This window comes from Pirellulales bacterium (assembly GCA_033762255.1).
Classification (GTDB): Bacteria; Planctomycetota; Planctomycetia; order Pirellulales; family JALHPA01; genus JANRLT01.
The window spans coordinates 1-18,556 of sequence record JANRLT010000064.1; the positions used below are offsets into that span (position 1 = coordinate 1).

17 protein-coding genes are annotated in these 18,556 nt (G+C 54.9%); 3 read left to right on the forward strand and 14 right to left on the reverse strand.

The features are described 5' to 3' along the window. Positions 1–131: 131 nt before the first annotated feature. On the forward strand, positions 132–569 hold the full coding sequence (locus SFX18_17380; protein MDX1964926.1) for a hypothetical protein: 438 nt from the start codon (positions 132–134) through the stop codon (positions 567–569). 647 nt (positions 570–1,216) lie between these two features. On the opposite strand, the gene SFX18_17385 is transcribed toward SFX18_17380, so the two are convergent. The 13 genes from SFX18_17385 to SFX18_17445 form a co-directional block, all read right to left on the reverse strand. Next, complete coding sequence (locus SFX18_17385; protein MDX1964927.1) at positions 1,217–1,663, reverse strand: response regulator; 447 nt, start codon at positions 1,661–1,663, stop codon at positions 1,217–1,219. Between the two features lie 61 nt (positions 1,664–1,724). Further along, positions 1,725–2,222, reverse strand: a complete 498-nt coding sequence (locus tag SFX18_17390; protein MDX1964928.1) for a chemotaxis protein CheX — start codon at positions 2,220–2,222, stop codon at positions 1,725–1,727. 15 nt (positions 2,223–2,237) lie between these two features. Next, the gene (locus SFX18_17395) at positions 2,238–2,612 is read right to left on the reverse strand and encodes a response regulator (protein ID MDX1964929.1); all 375 of its coding nucleotides are present in this window, start codon (positions 2,610–2,612) and stop codon (positions 2,238–2,240) included. A 116-nt stretch (positions 2,613–2,728) separates the two neighbouring features. After that, positions 2,729–3,868 (reverse strand): chemotaxis response regulator protein-glutamate methylesterase, encoded by a 1,140-nt coding sequence (locus SFX18_17400; protein ID MDX1964930.1) that lies wholly within the window; start codon positions 3,866–3,868, stop codon positions 2,729–2,731. A gap of 35 nt (positions 3,869–3,903) precedes the next feature. After that, the gene (locus SFX18_17405; protein ID MDX1964931.1) at positions 3,904–5,448 is read right to left on the reverse strand and encodes an AarF/ABC1/UbiB kinase family protein; all 1,545 of its coding nucleotides are present in this window, start codon (positions 5,446–5,448) and stop codon (positions 3,904–3,906) included. A gap of 3 nt (positions 5,449–5,451) precedes the next feature. Then, entirely contained in the window at positions 5,452–6,477 is a 1,026-nt protein-coding gene (locus SFX18_17410; protein ID MDX1964932.1) for a chemotaxis protein, read from the reverse strand. After that, positions 6,474–6,884: a response regulator gene (locus SFX18_17415; GenBank protein ID MDX1964933.1), complete on the reverse strand. Its 411-nt coding sequence runs from the start codon at positions 6,882–6,884 to the stop codon at positions 6,474–6,476. The genes SFX18_17410 and SFX18_17415 overlap by 4 nt, the downstream gene beginning before the upstream one ends. 104 nt (positions 6,885–6,988) lie before the next feature. Continuing rightward, positions 6,989–7,480, reverse strand: coding sequence for a chemotaxis protein CheD (locus SFX18_17420; protein ID MDX1964934.1), 492 nt, complete (start codon positions 7,478–7,480; stop codon positions 6,989–6,991). A gap of 48 nt (positions 7,481–7,528) precedes the next feature. After that, a complete protein-coding gene (locus SFX18_17425; protein ID MDX1964935.1) occupies positions 7,529–8,143 on the reverse strand; it encodes a chemotaxis protein CheC in 615 nt (204 codons plus the stop codon). 1 nt (position 8,144) lies between these two features. Beyond that, positions 8,145–11,117, reverse strand: coding sequence for a chemotaxis protein CheA (locus tag SFX18_17430; GenBank protein ID MDX1964936.1), 2,973 nt, complete (start codon positions 11,115–11,117; stop codon positions 8,145–8,147). 4 nt (positions 11,118–11,121) lie between these two features. Next, positions 11,122–11,997 carry a protein-glutamate O-methyltransferase CheR gene (locus tag SFX18_17435; protein ID MDX1964937.1) on the reverse strand — a complete coding sequence of 292 codons (876 nt, stop codon included), beginning with the start codon at positions 11,995–11,997 and terminating at the stop codon, positions 11,122–11,124. Positions 11,998–12,246: 249 nt separating this feature from the next. Next, complete coding sequence (locus SFX18_17440) at positions 12,247–14,013, reverse strand: methyl-accepting chemotaxis protein (GenBank protein ID MDX1964938.1); 1,767 nt, start codon at positions 14,011–14,013, stop codon at positions 12,247–12,249. A 107-nt stretch (positions 14,014–14,120) separates the two neighbouring features. Continuing rightward, positions 14,121–14,624, reverse strand: a complete 504-nt coding sequence (locus SFX18_17445; protein MDX1964939.1) for a chemotaxis protein CheW — start codon at positions 14,622–14,624, stop codon at positions 14,121–14,123. 450 nt (positions 14,625–15,074) lie between these two features. Here SFX18_17445 and SFX18_17450 point away from each other — a divergent pair, with 450 nt between their 5' ends. Continuing rightward, complete coding sequence (locus tag SFX18_17450; protein MDX1964940.1) at positions 15,075–15,713, forward strand: hypothetical protein; 639 nt, start codon at positions 15,075–15,077, stop codon at positions 15,711–15,713. Then, positions 15,710–17,674 carry an ATP-binding protein gene (locus tag SFX18_17455; GenBank protein MDX1964941.1) on the forward strand — a complete coding sequence of 655 codons (1,965 nt, stop codon included), beginning with the start codon at positions 15,710–15,712 and terminating at the stop codon, positions 17,672–17,674. The genes SFX18_17450 and SFX18_17455 overlap by 4 nt, the downstream gene beginning before the upstream one ends. A gap of 402 nt (positions 17,675–18,076) precedes the next feature. Here the strand turns inward: SFX18_17455 and SFX18_17460 are convergent. Then, the coding region (locus SFX18_17460) for a hypothetical protein (protein ID MDX1964942.1) at positions 18,077–18,556 on the reverse strand (480 nt) is incomplete at its 5' end.

Consider the following 18,556-nt stretch of genomic DNA (forward strand, 5'->3'; position numbering starts at 1 on the left):
AAACGTCACTCCGCAAGAGGTCCGCCGGGTCCAAGATCTTATCAACCACAGACCCCGCGAATGCCTGGGCTTCCAAACCGCCCACGAAGTTTTTTACGCTAGCTCCTAAACCCGCGTTGCGTTTGAGTTTGATGTCCGCCCAAACCCCTTTGGTCGATAGTCAAATGCTACACAAGTATTTGCATGTTTTAAGTAATACGACTACGATTATTTGCTTTTCGTTATTATCCGTCTTTGGATTACTTGAAATATTTTATTTAAGGAGCTCACCTTTTTCGGTTCTAGGCAGTACGGTGATCTTGATAGGAGTGGCGATTTGTGCATTCCAATATGTAAGAAATGGGAATATGTCAATGAGAATATCCTTGATATTAAGAATTTATACAGTTACTGTATTATATGCAGTATTTGAGTGGCAGAAGGCCAACGTCAAGGCAGATATGCTAGCAAATACAGCAAGCACCATTACACCATTACTGTTATCGGCAATTGTTTTATATAGTATTATAGTCGATATCATAAAGAAAGTTCGCCCGCCCTGTGCCAAAATTGGTGCAACCCCAAAATGACGCAATCGAATCTGACAATTCGTAAGCCAGGCGAGGTAGGAACGCCGTTACTCGCAGCCGACCCATGAAGAATTTGCAAACATATCACCGCACACGCACACCGAAGCAAAGATTTTCCAGCTCGGCGCGTGCGGGGTACGCAGTTATCCTTCGCCAAGAAGATCGTCGTGCAGGTTACCGTAGCAATGCATCACGCCGCGCGGCGACTGTAGCTCTTAAGGAAGCCACCCAGCCGCTGTTTGCAGCGGATATCGTTCAACGGAACAACCTCGTCCCGCGGTTCGCCCCGTTTGGTCTTCGGCCGTCCGGGTTGCTTCGTGCGAATCAAAAGTTCATTTTCGATCCCCTCACCCTGATGTGGACGTTCATTGTTAGAATGCTTCAGCGTTAATCCGCCTGGGCAGTTTTGTAACCCGGCGGCTTTGGCATTCGCCACCAAATCCGACTCGAACTATACAAGTACTGACTGAATCAGGAGTTAGAAACATCCAAAAACAGAGAATCGGTTCGTAAAGGGTGTGGCCCGGGGAAGAATAGATATTTCATAATAAAATAAATCCCACCTCAGCGATACGGTTCGCAGAGGGTCGGACATGGCGGGGTCTGGCACGGAAAGGGCGAGCATCTTGACGGGCGGTTGATTGGCATTACTCAGACGCACAAGCCTGTTTTTGCTTTTGCCAAGTATCGACCAGCGCTCGTTGCCAGCGCAGCCGGCGCTGACAGGTCTGACGCAGCAAGTCCACCAGCGCCAACTGATCGACAGGCTTGAGCAGATAATCATTCGCGCCACATTCGAGCGCGGTCAACAGCGCTTGGTCCGACGAATTCCCCGTTAGCACAATGACCTGGGTATAAGCGTTTCTGCGCTTGGCATATTTCAGAATGTCGATTCCGTCAATTCCAGGCATCTCCAGGTCGGTCAAGAGGATGTCAACCCCCCCCTGCTCGATGCGTTTGAGCGCCGTGTGCGGATCGATGATGGACTCCACGCGCAGTTCCCCGCCAAAGGCTCGCTCGGTCACTTTGGCCAGAAGTCGAGCCATTGTCGCGTCATCGTCCACGATTAAAAACGTCGGTATGTTCTTCAGCATGTTCATGTCATGTGCCTGTTGCTGGCGGAGTGTGAACGAGTGGCGTGGAAAGATAGTTACATTAGGCGGATTGGTCAGAGGTAGCTTCGCACAGGCCCACATCCAGGCAAAGGGAACCCCAGTCGCATTCAAATGGGATGCCAATGGGCGTGACTCCGCGGGGAAAGGCCACGGTGTGATTTTTACCGATGATCACGCTTGGCAAGCTGATGCTCATGGCAAATTGCTCGAGTTCCGTTTTCGCGCTCCCCGCGACCATATTGGCCAATTCGCCGATTGTATCGACAACATCGTTGTTAAGTTCTTCTGGGCGTTCCCCCAACATCGTGGCCGTCGCCTGAATCGCCGTGTCCCGGCTAAAACTTAACACAACCGTGCCATTGGCTTTGCCCGTTAAGCCGATGACGCCGCTAATTTCATAGTCTGGCTGGGCGTTTCTTTTCAAATAAGGTTGGCCGCGCTTTAACTGGCAATTCAGCATTGTGCCAAACACCTTCACGGCGGCGGTCACAAAGGGATTGATATACTCGACCTTGACAGGCTCGTATTTTGTCGTCATGGGTAGTCTCCGGTGTTAAGCGCCGGCCAAGTTGACATGTTTTTCAAGTTTGGCCCGCAAGGCTTCGGCCTCAAAGGGTTTGACCAAATAATCGGATACGCCCGCTTGGATCGCTTCCAAGACGCGACTCTTTTCACCTTCGGTGGTGATCAGCACCACGGGAATTTTAGATCCCGCCGCGCGGATCGCCTTGACCACCTCCAAGCCACTCTTGCCGGGCATATTCCAGTCGGTCAGAACCATGTCAAAGCCTTGCTCGCCAAATAATGAGCAGGCTTGGCATCCATCGGCTGCCTCGACAATATCGGTAAACCCCAGCGCGTTCAGCGACCGGATGATAATCTTGCGCATGGTTCCGGAATCATCCGCCACCAGTATCTTAGTCCCCATCCCTTACCTCTCTATTGAAAAAATGAAATCGACCACAATCCGTCATCCGGCGATAAAATGCCCTGTTTGACGGAGACACAACTGAACACGGCCGTGGTTTATCACAAACCAGCGGCTCAACTGCGGGGCGCGCGAAACATCTTGCGGCATTGCTGCTGCAACAAATCGGGCAAATCGCCCAGGGAAAACTGCCGATCCACAAAACCGCTGTTAAAGGCTACTTTATTCATTCCGTAAACGTCGGAGGTGGCCTCGTCCTGTCCCAACACATAGCCGCCGCCGGCGCGAATCTCGCCACAACCCGCGGCACCATCTTGTCCCATTCCGGTCATAATTACCCCCAGACAGCGTTGTCCAAAGATTTTTGCCGCGTCGCGCATCATGACATCGACCGATGGTTTATGGCTGCTGACGGGTTCACCATCCTCGATTCGGACCAATACTTGGGATCCTTGCCGATGCAGGCGGAGATGGAGTCCCCCGGGCGCCACCAGCGCCTGATTAGGGCGGAGGACGTCTCCGGTAGCGGCTTCTTTAACGGAGATATCTGAAAGCAGATTGAGCCGCGCGGCGAACGGTTTGGTAAATTTCGCGGGCATATGCTGCACGATCACGATTGGCGGCAGGGGAGGGGCGATATCTTGGAATAATTGCGATAAGGCGGGGGGGCCGCCGGTGGATATCCCCAGAGCGACACAGCAGTTATCGTAGCAATGTGAATCTTGATCCGCCTTGGTGGCGATTTTGCCGGTGAGGGATTCCTTGCGCCGGTTTGTCCGCTCGGCATGGGATTGCCTGACGCGCATCATCCGCCGCACGTCGATTCCGGTCATGATACGCAGTTTTCCCAGCAGTTCGTGGCGAAAGCTGTCAAAAGAGCGACGCGATTCCTCGGGTTTTGTGACATAATCCACGGCTCCACGCTGCAATGCCTCGATGGTGATGTCGGCGGCTCGGTGGGTGAGCGCACTAACCATTAACACGGGAATCGGATTTTTGGAAATCAGCACGTCCAGCGTTTCCAGGCCATCCATGCAGGGCATGGTCACATCTAGCGTCATGATATCTGGGCGTAATTCGGCGGCCTTGATCAGTGCCTCCGCTCCATTGCAGGCGGTCCCTACCACGGAATACCCAGGGGCATCCGCCAGAATATCACAGATTTGCTCCCGCATAAGGCGCGAATCATCCACCACCAGCACGCGCGTGGGCTTGTCCTGAGGGCGTTTGGCCGACTGTTTTTCCAATATTTCCATGATAATAACCGGTGTCCCCATCCCAGATGCAAAGTTTATTCCATCCAAACCATGATTTGTTTTCCGCCTTGATTCCATTCAAAGACTGGTCCTGGAGCGTACGCCCGCTGCCGCACTCCCGCGACAATTTCATCCAATTGAATTTGTTGTTCGGCGATGTTTCGCCGCAGATCATCATCCAAAAGATCTTCTAATCGTTCAATCGCGGAGGCTGCCTGTGTCAGTTGAACCTTTGTTATTCCGTTTTCCCGCACCCGTATCTTTAGCCAGGTAGCCAGTTGATCAAACCCTGGACGGGAAGCGGTCGCGGGGAGCGCCAGGGTATCGAGTTCCACCGTTAAGCCGGAGATGGCTGCAAAAAACAGGCTGTGCCAGTCAAGGGGGACCGCTAGACCCCGCAGGTAGTGAATCAGGCCGTGGAATGCGCGTAACACTCCGAACAACCGCGGCGGTCCCGCCAGGCGAAAATTCCAGCGGTCATCACCCAACACGGAGGCCATGCGCTCGGCCAGTCGCCAATCCGCGATGTCGTAAGGACGGGATTCGCAGAACGGTTCAAAGAGCAGGCGGCAAACCGCGGGCAGCTTGGCGGATATGGGCTCCAGCAACCGCGCATTAAAACCGAGTGCCAGCAGCAAAGGCCAGGGGGATTCGGCCTGGGTGATGGTTGCGCGAATCAGCCGGACCAGCGCCAGCCGTTCCCCCGGGCTGGGGCGGCAGACGCAACCAAAGTCATATATGACGATTTGCGGCCTCACGCCGCCGCGGCGAAATCGGAGGTTTCCTGGGTGCCAATCGGCCTGCATACGGCCATGCCGGAACAAGCCCCGCAAGAAAAAGCGTGCCAAAGTCGCGGCTAATTGGCGACGATCAGCCGTCGGCCAGTCAGAGCGCACGGCATCCCAATGTTCTCCTTCCTCCCAGGTGGTGACCAACACCCGTTCATCGCTTAGTGAATTGATTACCCGGGGCACCACAATATCCGCGTCCTCCGCCCACTCCGCTGCGAACGCCTGTTGCTCTTGCGCTTCTTGGCGATAATCCAGCTCTTGGTCCAGATCGCGGCGAATGGCTTCTTTCCAGGTATTTAAATCAAAGCCCCGCGATGGGGTTCCCAACGGAATTGCTAGCCAGCCGAGCGCGCCCAGATCGGTATCGACGGCCTGGCGGATGCCGGGGTATTGAACCTTGACCGAGACAGCGCGGCCGTCGCGTAGGCGTGCCTTGTGCACTTGGCCCAGCGAAGCCGCGAGGCCGTGATGATCAATCTCAGTTACTAAACGTGAAAGAGGCTCGCCCCATGCGGCTAGCAAAACTGGCTCAATCTCGCGCCAGGGGAGCGGGTCGGCGTTTTCCTGTAAAGGGGCGTACAAGCTGGCACTTTCGGCAGCCTCATCCGTGTTGCGAAAGCTCCACATCTGCCCCAGCTTTTGCGGCAAGCCGCGCAGCCGTCCCAACCGATCGCAAAGCAGTTGGTGCGCTTGGCGGCTGGCGTGTTCGGATCGCGATAGGCGCAAGCGCGCCGCCGCAGTGGCCAGGCCACCGTATGCCGCAACGCGTCGAAGAGTTGACGGGAACATGGTTTACGCAGTGATTGTTGCGGGAAGCGCCGGGGTCCGGGTCTCGGCCCGGGGAATAACTGTGGGGGGGTTGGTTGCCGTGACTTGGGCGGTGGAATTGGCGCGGCGTTTCATGGCGAATTCATCCGCCAATTCAACGACGCGCGCCAGTTCGGGCTTGGTGATCTGCGCGTCGGCGCCGACCGATTTGCCCTTCTTGTGGTTGTCCGGAGTAAGAATGGAAGAGTACAACACAACGGGTAGTTCCCGCAGTTGTGGGTGCTCTTTGATGTTGCGCGTCAGATGTAGGCCGTCCATCGCTGGCATTTCGACATCGCTGACGAGAATGTCGGCGACTTGCCGCACGTCTCCCTTTTCTTGGAATGTCTTTTGAATCCACTCCCAAGCCAGGCGTCCATGCTCAAAACAAATAATATCGCGGTAGCCGCTGTTTCGCAGCGTGGCCGCCAATGCCGAGCGGACAGTATGAGAATCATCGGCCACTAGGACGCGCAAGGATTCGCGGGGCACGCCCAGTCGGTTTTCAACGACTTGCGCGTTCTGGGAGACATTGGAGATTTTTGCCGTGATGGCCTCGAAATCGAGCATGATCACCAGTTGCCCTTCGAGAATTGTTACCGCCGTGACGGGAGAGGCGGCGTCCGTTACGATCGCGGGGGCGGGCTGGATATGCTCCCAATTAATCCGATGAATGCGTTCGACGGCGTCAACCGCAAAGGCGGTTTGCGAATGATTGAATTCGGTAAGGATAAAATTGCTCTCAGGCTGATCGCGCAGCTCGGGATCTAAATGCCGGCGCAACGACACGCACGGGACCACGATGTCCCGCAGGCGAAAACAGCCAACCACGGAGGGATGGGCCCGGGGTAGTTCGGTAATTGTTTGCGCGGCCAGCACCTCGCGCACCTTGGCCACGTTGATGCCCAGCCGGTAAGCACCCACACGAAAGACCAGCACCTCCACCTCATTGGTGCCGCTTTCCAGCAAAATTTCTTTTTCCAGCAAAATACTGCCGATGCCGCTGTTCATATCGCACACTCCCCGGGGATGGAGGCCGCTGTTTTTATCCCGCGCCGCAGCAGGAGTTTGTTTAGCGCGGAACAAAGCCGGCCATCGTCAAATGGTTTAACAATAAAGTCCGCGGCCCCAATTTGCAGCGCTTCCTTGAGCACATCGATCTGATCCAAGGCGCTGACCACCAGCACCCGCGCGTCCGCGTCAAATTCCATGATTCCCCGCAAGGCGTGCAGTCCGTCATAGTCGGGCATTACCAAATCGAGGGTGACGGCATCGGGGCGCAGCTCTTGATAGCGTTTGATCGCCTCGCCGCCGTCGCCCGCTTCGCCAGCAATTTCCCAGCCATCCCCACGGGCCGCGTCCTTAATTTTTTCTCGTATAATCAATGCGTCGTCGGTGACTAAAAGCCGCTTGGACATATTGTCTGAGTCTCCTTGCTTACCGCCCGCGGCGGCTCAACACTAAAATGGTAGTTTGTGGATTAGGTGATTCGCCCCGTTCAAGGGGGCGATCCGGGTGGTTGTTACAACGTTACGACCGGTTCTCCCTGAATCTCAATTTTTATATCACCCGTTCTCCCATTAACGGTGATACGTCTGCCTTTTTTTCCGCCCAGATGTTCACCCACGATGGGAATCCGCAGATCCTCGAGGATTTTAATAAGGGCCGCCCGATTGGCCGCTCCGATCTCCATCATGCCCGTTCCCCCCAGCATGCTTGCTCCTCCCGAAAGTTTGGCGTTTAATCCGGAGCGCTGCGCTCCTTTCGCGGCGAGCAAATCCAACATATGCGGCACCGCCGTATCGGCAAATTTACCCGGCAAACCGGTCCGATTTTGACTGCAAGGCAGCACGATATGCGCCACCGCCGTCATTCTCCGGGCCGGGTGGTACAAACTTAGTCCAATACACGAACCGAGTACCGTACTGGCCAGTTGTCCCGCGCCCACCACTACGATTTGCCCCATGCCGACGGGCACTTCTAGTTGCTCTTTCGTGGAAGCCGTAAGACTCATTTTCCTTGGACCCTTCGGTAAATCTAAAATTGGCCGGATGCTAGCGTTTTAACAAACCGAAACCGCACCTTGTTGCAAAGCCTGTAACAGTTCCTTTCCCGGCACGATGAAGACACTCCAGTCCACATCTTCACGGTCAAACTTGAACCTTGTCTGACAGACGAGCGCCTCGTCGCATTCCAGGGCTTGCAACATCAGGGTTTGCTCCAGCACGCTGGCCCCATAATCCTGAATGAATGTGGGCGGGGTTGGCCGCAAGGTGCGTCCTGTCAGCCGCGTTAATTCGCTCAGATAGGCCGAGGCCAAAATATTGCCCGTTTCCATAATCGCAGACTGCTCCAAGTCGCTCCACATGGCGGATTGGCCAATCTCCCGCCGCAAGAGGCTGGCGGCCAGTCGCCGCCCCCCCGCGTGGTCAAATGTCAAAATCATTTGCCCGCCACCGCAGCCCGCGATGCCTAGCACCACGATGGTCATTAATTCAGATTGACCATCCAGGTCCATGGCCAGCTCCTCCAACGGAGCCCGCCGCACTTCGTCCACGGAGAGCGAGATGCGGCCCCCCGTCCAGTCGCACATGGCGTTCGAAGCGCGTTGCGTGGCCAGGACGACGCATTGCCGCAGGATATCAAGGTTGTGATCTGTTACAGGCGATGAACGCACGTTATACACTCCCGGAATAGACGGTGGACTTGCCTTGGGACGGGGATCGGTGTGGCGGTCCGCCATGCGCGGTGTCTGCCTCGTACGCGCGACTCGAGCGGCAAGCCAGATCAATCAAGGCCGCCACGTCGAGAATCAGCGAAACCCGGCCATCACCCAGTATGCTAGCGCCTGCCAGACCGGGAACATTACGATAGTTCTCGGCCAATGATTTGATGACGATATCCTGTTGTCCGATTAAGCGTTCGACAACCAGCCCCAGTTCCTTTCCATCGCTGCCGATGACCACCAGTGTGCGGTCGCCGCCGGTGTTTCGCGCCTGCCCCGGCTCTTTCCACTGAAAGAGCTCTGAAAGCTCCACCACGGAAACGACCCGACCGCGCACGCGGGCAATCGGCTTGTTATGGATGGTGGTTAATTCAGCCGCGGAGACACCCACGATTTCGACCACGGATTCGACCGGAATGGCAAAGACCTCGTCGGCGATCACGGTTAAAAGACTGGGCAAGATCGCCATCGTCAAGGGAAGCTTGACCGTGATGGTGGTGCCAAATCCAGGCTGACTGTCGATCTCGATCAAACCGTTCAACTGCTCGATTTTTGAGCGGACAATGTCCATGCCCATGCCGCGTCCCGAGACTTCGGTGACCTTTTCGGCCGTGCTAAATCCAGGTTCCCAAATCAGCTGGATCAACTGCTGATTGGAAAGTCTTTCGGCGTCTTGCTGGCTAATGATCCCCTTGGATATGGCCTTATCCCGAATTTTGATGGGATCAAGACCTTTACCATCGTCTTGCACCTGCACGATGATGCGGTTGCCCCGGTGAAACGCATCCAGTGTAATTGTGCCGCGGCGTGGTTTTCCCTTGGCCTCGCGCTCGGCGGGTGACTCGATGCCGTGGTCGGCGGAATTGCGCACCATATGGATAAGCGGATCGCCCAGCTCGTCAATCATCCGCTTATCGAGTTCGGTTTTTTCGCCGTGGATGACCAGCTCGATATCCTTGCCATTGCCGCGGGTGATATCGCGAATGACCCGCTTATACCTGCCAAAGAGCGGGCCAATGGGAACCATGCGCGTGTTCATGACGCTTTTTTGGATACCGTCCGACACGCGATCCAATTGGTGCAAAGCGTCCGAGAATCCATTAACCAAGGTCCGCGCCTGGCATAGTTTGGCGATATCGCCGCTCACAATTTCAAGATCCTTGCGGATTTGAACGATGTGGCTGCGCACCGCCTCGACAAAATGCACGTTGTGCGCATCGGAGTTGGAGTCGCCGAGCATTTTTTCAAGCGCGACTGATATATTTGCGAGAGCGTGCGTTGATTGATTTCTGGCTGAAATGGATTTAAGCTGGTGGCCAATCTGACCGAACCGCGCCTTGTTGATCACTAACTGCCCCGTCAGGTTCATGAGCTGATCCAACCGCTCGATGTCAACCCGCAACGTTTCGGCTGGCTTGTCTTTCTCCCCTACGGCGGCCTGAGCCCCGGAGTTTTGGGGTTTATCGGGGGTTCCGGACGTGTCTTGCGACACGGCGATCCGCGTGGCGGTCTCCATCGCCTGGCTGTTTTCGGGCAGGCTTTTGTCCGAGGGGGAGTCAACGTCGCCGGACACCGTGGTGTCTGTCATTTCAATCCGGGTCACCCCTTCCAGATTGATTTCCCGGCGAATGTCCTTCAGATCGGACTCGGAGGCAAGGCCGAACTTTAGTGTATTTAGCTGTTCGATTTGCCCCAGTTGTTGTTCACCAGGCGCTGTAAAAAATAGCGTGCCATGGCTGGCCAACCTTTCACAAATCAGCCGAGCTTTTAGTTCAACGAGCGGCAAATTTGGTTCAAAAACCACCACGCCGGCCACGGCGCGGCATCCGGCGGGCGCTTGATCGGCAATCTTTTGATAATCCTCGCTCGACAGGGCGAACGAGTCGGCCGCACGCGTCGGCGAGCCCCCCACAAGAGTGGACGCCTGGTTGCTGTCCCGTTCGGCGGGATCACGCGACCGGCAAAGAAGCAAATACGCCTGGCTGAGGGCGGAAACATCGCGATTTCCCACTTTTAAAGATTCATTAAAGACACGTAACGCGTCGCCGGCCGTCAGTAAGGCGTCGGCGATGTCATTGGTCACGCCGCGTCCCCCTTCGCGCAACGTTTGCAACAAATCTTCCATGACGTGGGATAGTTTTGCCGCGCGATTCAATCCAATCGAAGCCGCAGACCCTTTGATCCGGTGGCAAATGACCAGCAGGGGATCGATCGCCGGATTTTCCCGGGATACCAGCGCCTCGCTAAGCATATCCAGCGACTGCTCGGTTTCGTCGATGAAGATCGATAAATATTTTTCCGTAATATCAGTTTCGTCCAGGACATCGGCAAAGGGGTCCCCCACCGGGAAATCCGGGAGACTTGCTTTAGTCATCGGGAGACCCTCGGACGGACCCGCATCCTCCCCCGGCAACGTTGCGTTGTTATTCGGAATATGGGCCAGAACGGCTTCGATGGCGGAATTTGTGGCCAACGGGCGCGCCGCGCCGTTGCGGTCAAGAATTCTGCCGATTTCATCAACAATTGACTCGTATTCGACATCATCCAAACTAGAGTCCTTTAGCTTGTCGATCATCGCCGTCAAGCGGTCAACCGCCTGAAAGACCAAATCAATCACATCGCGCGTCAGGGGGAGCGTCCCCTGCCGCGCGCCATCAAAGACATTTTCGACCTTGTGCGTCAAACGATTGATATCACTCAACTGCAACATCGCCGACAACCCCTTAAGGCTGTGCGCGTCGCGAAACATGATGTTTAGCACTTCGATATCGACGGCCATCTCGTCCGCGGCGGATAACGCCCGGGCGGATTCCTCCAGCGCCAGTAAGTTTTCATTTAAGCGCGTCAGATAGCCCGCCGATTCGTCGAGGAAATCCCCGAGCATCGTCGCCATGAAATCTTCGTCCAGTCCCAGGTCGTTCGACATTGGCTTATCCGTGAGTTTCAGCGCGGGATGAATTTACAGTAACGGGCTTTTGATGCAGCCAGGGGAGCTTACGCTCATAACCCCGGACAAAATCGAGCGCTCCTTCGGCCGGCCCCGTGATCAGCAGGCCGCCGGGTAACAGCTGCTTATCGATATGTGTAAACACCCGCCGCTTGGATTCGCGGTCAAAGTAAATCAACACATTTTTGACAAAAATCAGATCAAAGGGAGCCGTCGAAAGGGGCTGCAGCAAATTGTGCTGTCGAAAACTCAGCCATTTGGTAATGTCCGACTTGGCGCGCCAGCGGTTCTCCGCCTCCTTTTCAAAAAACCGCCTGCGCCACTCCTCCGGCACGTTCCGCATGGCCCGCTGGCCAAAAGTCGCCCGCCGCGCGGCCTCCAAGGCGTCGATGCCGATATCCGTCCCCAGGATTTCAATCGACCATTCCTCGCAGCGGTTCAGGCTGCCGGCGACACAACAAGCGATGGTGCAGACTTCGTCTCCGGTGCTGCAGGCTGCCGACCAGATCCGCAGCGTTTTGCGGCGCGTATGACGGCTGGCGGCTTCTTGGAGTTCGCGACAGTAGCTTTTGCAGAGCCAGTCCCATTGCACATCGTCACGAAACAAATACGTTTCGTGGGTGGTGATCTCCTGTAAAAAAGCGTCCCATTCAGGGTTATTTGCCCCCACGCGGCTTAAATGGCGATAATATTCCTCGTAATCCTTAATCCCCGTGGCTCGCAGCCGGCGGCGAAGCCGGTTAGAGATCAGCATTCGTTTTTGCGGCGAAATGCGAATTCCCGTGTGGCGATAGATCAACTCGGCAAATCGGCCAAGTTGTTCATCGCTGATGGTCGTGGTGAGAGTGCTACCGGACATAAAATAAACCGCTAAAAGGGAATAAATCCGCGCGTAAAGTCCGTCACAAGTTGGCTGGCGTCTACAGGCCTTCGCCAGTGGAAAAATAGAGACGGATGTGTTCCGCAACGCTGCTGCCTTTTCCCAGCTTTACAGGCGATAAATCCGCCAATCGATCCGGCAAAAATGGGTAGGCCACAAAGTTTTAATATGGGGAGCCGGCTGGTCGCCGGGCTCCCCTGATCCCTGCGGAATTCAAACGACGGGCGTTTAATTTTCCAGTTTGAAGCGGCTGACAATATCACGCAGGGCGGCTGCTTGGGCTCCCAGCTCTTCACTGCTGGACGCCATCTCTTCGCTACCAGCGGCGGATTGTTCCGTTACTTGTGAAATCTGGCCGATAGCGCTGGCCACTTCGGTGGCGCTGTGGGACTGTTCCACCGTCGCACAGGCGATTTCCGAAATACGCTTGGCGGTCGCTTCGACGCCCTGGATGATTTTATTAAGAGACGCGCCGGTCTGTTCGCTCAACTGGGCCCCTTCTTCGACCCGTTTGGTCGATTCCTTGATCAAGTTGGAGATTTCCTTGGCGGCTTCGCTGGACCGCTCGGCCAGCTTGCGCACTTCGTCCGCCACGACGGCAAATCCCAGGCCATGTTCGCCAGCGCGGGCGGCCTCGATCGCCGCGTTGAGGGCTAGCAGATTGGTCTGGCTGGCAATCTCCGATATCACCTGGATGATTTCGCTGATCTGACTGGAAGAAGCCTTGATCCTTTCCATCGCCTCGATCGATTTCTTGACGGCGGAACCTCCCTCTTCGGCGAGCGTCTTGGTTTCAGTCGCCACTTTATTGGCCTCGCCGGCATTATCCTTGACGGCATCGATGCTCCGCGTCAGTTCTTCCACCGAAGCGCTCACTTGCTCGACCGAAGCACTTTGCGTTTGCGCTCCCTGGGCCAGCGTCTGGGCGCTTTCGGACACGATGCGCGAGCCTTCGGTGAATTGGGCGGCCCCTTCGACTACTTGCGAGATGACATCCCGCAAATCGTTGATCATTTTCTTGAGCCCGGCGGCTAATTCGCCGACAGCGTCCTTGCCGGAGAAAGATGTGCTCTTGGTTAGGTCCCCTTGGGCGGCCGCATTGACAACCATCAGCAATTCATCCACTTTTTGGCGGAGTTCTTCTTGTTGCCGCCGATCGCGTTCTTGATTATCACGTTCGCGGGCTTCCATTTCCTTCTGCTCGGTGATCACCGCCCAGGAGACCATCGGCCCGACGTACTCCCCGGTGGTGTCGTAAATGGCGGAGGCCTTGAGGGAGAGGGTATCCTTGCCGACCGCGATCTCCGCGGAGTAGGGGAGATTACGGGGATCGCCGAGCAGTTTCCGCTGATGCGCGGGGTTCTTGTGAAAGACGTCATACGACCCGCCGACAATCTGGTCAACCTTTACCGGCAGTTGGTTTTCGATTGTTTTGAGTGTGTTACGCGACGCCGGGTTCATATAAACAATCGTTCCATTACGATCGGCCAACATGATGTTAATCGGGGCGTTTTCGACGATGGCCGTCTTTTGCGCGCCATCCATCCGCGCCTTGACGGCGGCGGTGATATCCGTGGCAAATTTGACAACTTTGTAGGTGTTGCCCATGTCATCCACCAGGGCGCTATACCGCGCTAGAATCCAGACCACGCGGCCACCCTTGGCAAAACGTTGAAATTCGCCCATTTGGGATTCACCGCGTCCCAGCATTTCCCAAAACTCGCGGTATTCTGCGCTTTCGACATATGCCGGGTCACAAAACATCCGGTGATGCTTCCCCTGGATTTCACTCAGCTTATAACCGACCGTCTTGAGAAAGTTATCGTTTGCCGTAAGAATAGTGCCATCCGGCTCAAATTCGATCACGGCAAAGGCCTGGCTGACGGCATCAATATTTGCCTGGGCATCGGTGAGTTCTTTCCTCATTGTCGCCAACTCGGCTTGCGATGTGGCGTTTTTCTTAGTTTCGGGCCGTTTAAGAGCGGTCTTGACCATGGATTCTCCCTTTTTGTTCTGATTGCGGTGGAAAATGAAAGGATTCAAACTGGTGGCGGGAACAGTGGCGGGCTAATTGGCGGGACAGCGCCTAGACATTTTTCAGACTAGACTGCTTCTACTTCGGCGGGATTTGTGTCAATCAGAGTTTTTTCGATATCCAATAGAATCAACAGCCGATCTTCGAGTTTGGCGAGACCGACCAAGTAATCACGGCCCAAACCGGCGACCGTGGGGGGGGGCGGGGCGATTTGATTTTGGGAAATACGCAGGACCTCGCTGACGGCGTCGACGATAATGCCAATCGTTTTCCCAGCCACATTCACCACGACTATCCGCGTCTCATCGCTTTTTTCGGCTTCCGGCAGACCAAAGCGAAGCTTCAGATCGACAATGGGAATGACCGAACTGCGCAGATTGATCAATCCCTTGACATACGCCGGAGTTTGCGGCACTCGCGTGATCTCACCCATCAAAATGATCTCGCGGACCTTATTGATTTCGATGCCAAATTCCTCATCTGCGAGCTGAAAGCTAACAATCTGCAGCGATCCCTCGGGCTCAGTCCGCCGTTGCTTGTGCGGCGGTGCTTCTAGTATGGCACTTGACATGCGATTAACCCCTAATTGTTAGGATTTCATTAAACCTCTCTTTTTATGTAGGTTGCGAATTCTAGTGGAGCAAGTAATTTATAAAAATTTTTAATGATTAAATTTGCTGAGCTACAGAAAACGACATGCTAGGCTTAAGTAACCGGGGCAAAATTAGCGTTTTTAAGCCTATCTTCAAATCCAGCCCGGGTATTTACGTGCAGCCGTTATGCACTATTGCGCATGCTTTTGATAATCCAGCCCCTTTCCGGCTGGAGGCAGCCAAACTTTTTTTCTTTACCGGAAACACGACGGTATTTATCGCTGGCCGACCGTCCGTCCCCCTCAGCCCCGTTTGCTCAAAGTCAAGAATTGCAGGTTTAATCAGTCATTCATTCTGAGAAGCCGTATCACTTTTTCACAGTCTTTAATACCACAGCGTGCTTGGCCAGCAGGAACAGGTCCCCAACCATGCATCGATCTCAACTCTACAACCTTGCCGCTTGCTACTGGCCTGTGCCAGCGGTAGCAATTTGGTTGGTGGCAGTTATATTCGGCATGGGGATTGTCGCAGCTTATCACGCAACACCCGGTCCGCTGACCTCTCCGCCATTGCTATGGCCAAGGGACGGGGGAATTTCCCGCAGCGATGGTGATTATCAGTTATTGATGTTCGCCCATCCGCATTGTCCCTGCATGCGCGCCAGCCTGAATGAGCTGGCGGCGGTCATTTCCCGCTCTCCGACCAATATGTCCGTCCGGATTTATTTTATGTGTCCCGGCAATAATACCCACTGGGGTCAAGGCAATATTGTTCAACAAGCGCGGGGGATGACTCGTGTCGCCGTCTGTTGGGACCGGGATGGACAAATAGCGACCCACTTTGGCGCGCAAACCGCCGGTCATGTGCTGTTGTATGGAAAACAAGGCGAGCTGCTATTTTCTGGCGGAATAACCGCCGCGCGCGGCCACGAAGGCCAAAATGCCGGACGCGCGGCAATTATTTCGCTGGTCAATGGAGAATCGGCGGCCCTCACCAGGACGCCTGTCTTTGGGTGTCCACTATTGGACCCCAAGACCTGCGCCATCGTTTGCGGAGCAAATCCATGAGCGAAAAAAAGTGCAAGCCGCATTGCATCTCCACCCAAAAACTCGCCCAAAAGATTTATGTCGAGCGCCAGCAGGCTGGTACGATTCGAATCGACCGGACTTTCGCCTGGTTAATGGCCGCGCAATGGGTGTTTGGAATATTGCTGGCGGCCTGGGTTTCCCCATTTACCTGGAAAGGGACCGCGAGCGAGATCCATCCGCACGTTCCGTTGGCGGTATTGCTGGGCGGTATGATCAGCGTGTTACCCATCACGCTGGCTCTGTGGCGGCCGGGTTGGGTAATAACGCGGCATACCATTGCCGTTGCGCAAATGTTGACATCGGCGCTTTGGATTCATCTTTCCGGCGGGCGAATAGAAACGCACTTTCATATTTTCGGCTCGCTCGCATTTTTGGCCTGGTATCGAGACTGGACGGTATTAATCACGGCCACGGTGGTGGTGATCGCGGATCATCTGGTCCGCGGTTTGTTATGGCCTCAATCCATTTATGGAGTTCTGGATGCTAGCCTGCTAAGGACACTCGAACATGCCGCATGGGTGGTGTTTGAGGATGCGATTTTGATCATTTACTGTATCCGCGGTCAAAAGGAATTGCGGGCCATCGCTCAACAAGAAGCGGAAATAAAAATTGCCTACGAGGACGTGGAGCGGCAAATCTCCGCCCGCACTCGGGAACTGGAAATCAAATCGGACATTTTATTGGATGCCTTGCAGCAGGCTCGCATTGCGACAAAAGCTAAAAGCGAATTCTTGGCAAACATGAGTCATGAAATCCGCACCCCCATGACAGCCATTCTGGGGTACGCGGAACTGCTGCTGGTTGATGGAGATCTGAATAAGGCGCCGGACAGCCGCTTAGAGTCTATCCGCACAATTCAGCGTAATGGCGAGCACTTGCTGGGCATCATCAATGACATTCTAGACCTTTCCAAGATCGAGTCAGGCAAGCTGAATCTTGAGCTACTAAAGCATGCACCCCAGAACCTGGTCGACGATGTCTTAACCCTGATGTTGGTCCGTGCCCGGGCAAAAGGACTGGCCCTGAAGGCTATTTATGAGACCGCAATCCCCGCCACAATTCAAACCGATCCGCTGCGTCTCCGTCAAATTCTGGTGAATCTCGTGGGGAACGCGATTAAATTCACCGAGCATGGAGGGGTGCGTCTGGAGATCCGGCTAGTAAACAGTTTTACGCCTCGGATGGAATTTGACGTCATTGACACCGGTATTGGTCTTTCGGATGAGCAACGTCAACGGCTATTTCACGCTTTTTCCCAGGCCGATAATTCGATGAGCCGCAAATTTGGCGGGACAGGCCTGGGATTGACCATCTCTAAAAGGCTAGCAAGGATGCTGGGAGGCGATGTCTCGATTGTGGAATCCACGGTGGGTGTCGGCACGCGCTTTCGAGCAACAGTGCTGACAGGGCCCCTCTTGGGCGTTCCGTTGATTGAACCATGCCACAGATCCTCTGAATCGTTGAACCTCCCTTCGCGGCCGGAAAATTCATTGCTTTCGATTACCTTGAATGGTCATCGCGTGCTCTTGGCGGAGGATGGTCCCGATAATCAGCGGCTAATTTCACATGTCCTCCGCAAAGCGGGAGCCACGGTCAATATCGTGGAAAATGGCAAACAAGCCGTCGACGAAGCGCTGCGGGCAAATACCGTCGGCGAGGCTTATGACGTCGTGCTGATGGATATGCAAATGCCGGTGCTGGATGGCTACGAGGCAACCATGCAATTACGCGCGCGGGGATATTGCCAGCCGATTGTCGCCTTAACGGCACATGCCATGAGCGGTGATCGGGACAAATGCATCGCGGCGGGTTGCGATGAATACGCCACTAAGCCCATCGACCGCGGAAAGCTCTATCAGATCATCCAGGCAGTAACGCATCGCGCGCGGCCCAATGATCTCATGGCAGAACATGTCCTCCACGCACAGGTATCAAGCTAATAGGCTAGCCCGGCACTAGTGTGTTTATTCATCTTCAAGCTATGTAGGCATTAAGCATCCCCGTACCACACTCTTTACGAACTGTTTCTCTGTTTAGGATATTTCTAACTCCTGTGTCATTCAGTACTTCTAGAGATCGAGTCGGATTTGGTGACTAATGCCAAAGCCGACGGGTTATAAAACTGCCCAGGCGGATTAACGGCCATGACCCGTAGGCGGCTAACGGGGAAAATTGCGTATCGAGGTGAGTGTGCGGTGGAATGTTTGCATATTTTTCTTGTTCTAGCAGCAAACGTAGCGTTCTTCCCCTTGTCGGCACTGTAATATGTCAGCTTTGTTTGTACCATTTTTACTCGGCACTATTTGGCTCAAGGCGAATCTATTTTTGCACGGGACGACTTATCACTCCCACTCTTTTCCAAAAAAATCGGCCAACGCGGCTTGACGTTGGGTACGTGATTTTTCCGGGGCACGTCCCGCGCTTTGCAGCCAAACCGCACCAGCCGCCAGTTCGTCACTCATCCAGGTTTCCTCGACTAGCGGATCATCCATGTACTCGGATTGATCTTCCCATATTGCCTCCATGAGAGAATTGGCATGGCTCCCTGGTACATCGGGATTCTCGCTAGCAGGCGCGTTCCAGGAGCGTTCCACATCCAGCGGCATAAGAGCTAAGGAATGAATGGTAAAGTCCGCCAGCGGATTCCCCACCCCCGAGCCAAAGTTCGAGTCAATGGGCAGATAATCCGCGGGGGTGACCAGGCCGTCAAAGTCCCCGTCCCCCAAGGTCCAGCCCGCCGACAATCCGGGCGTGGGCGTGCCCAGGAATGAGTCCACAACCGTGTAGTCGCTGCCATCGACCTGGCCGTCAAGGTTGTAATC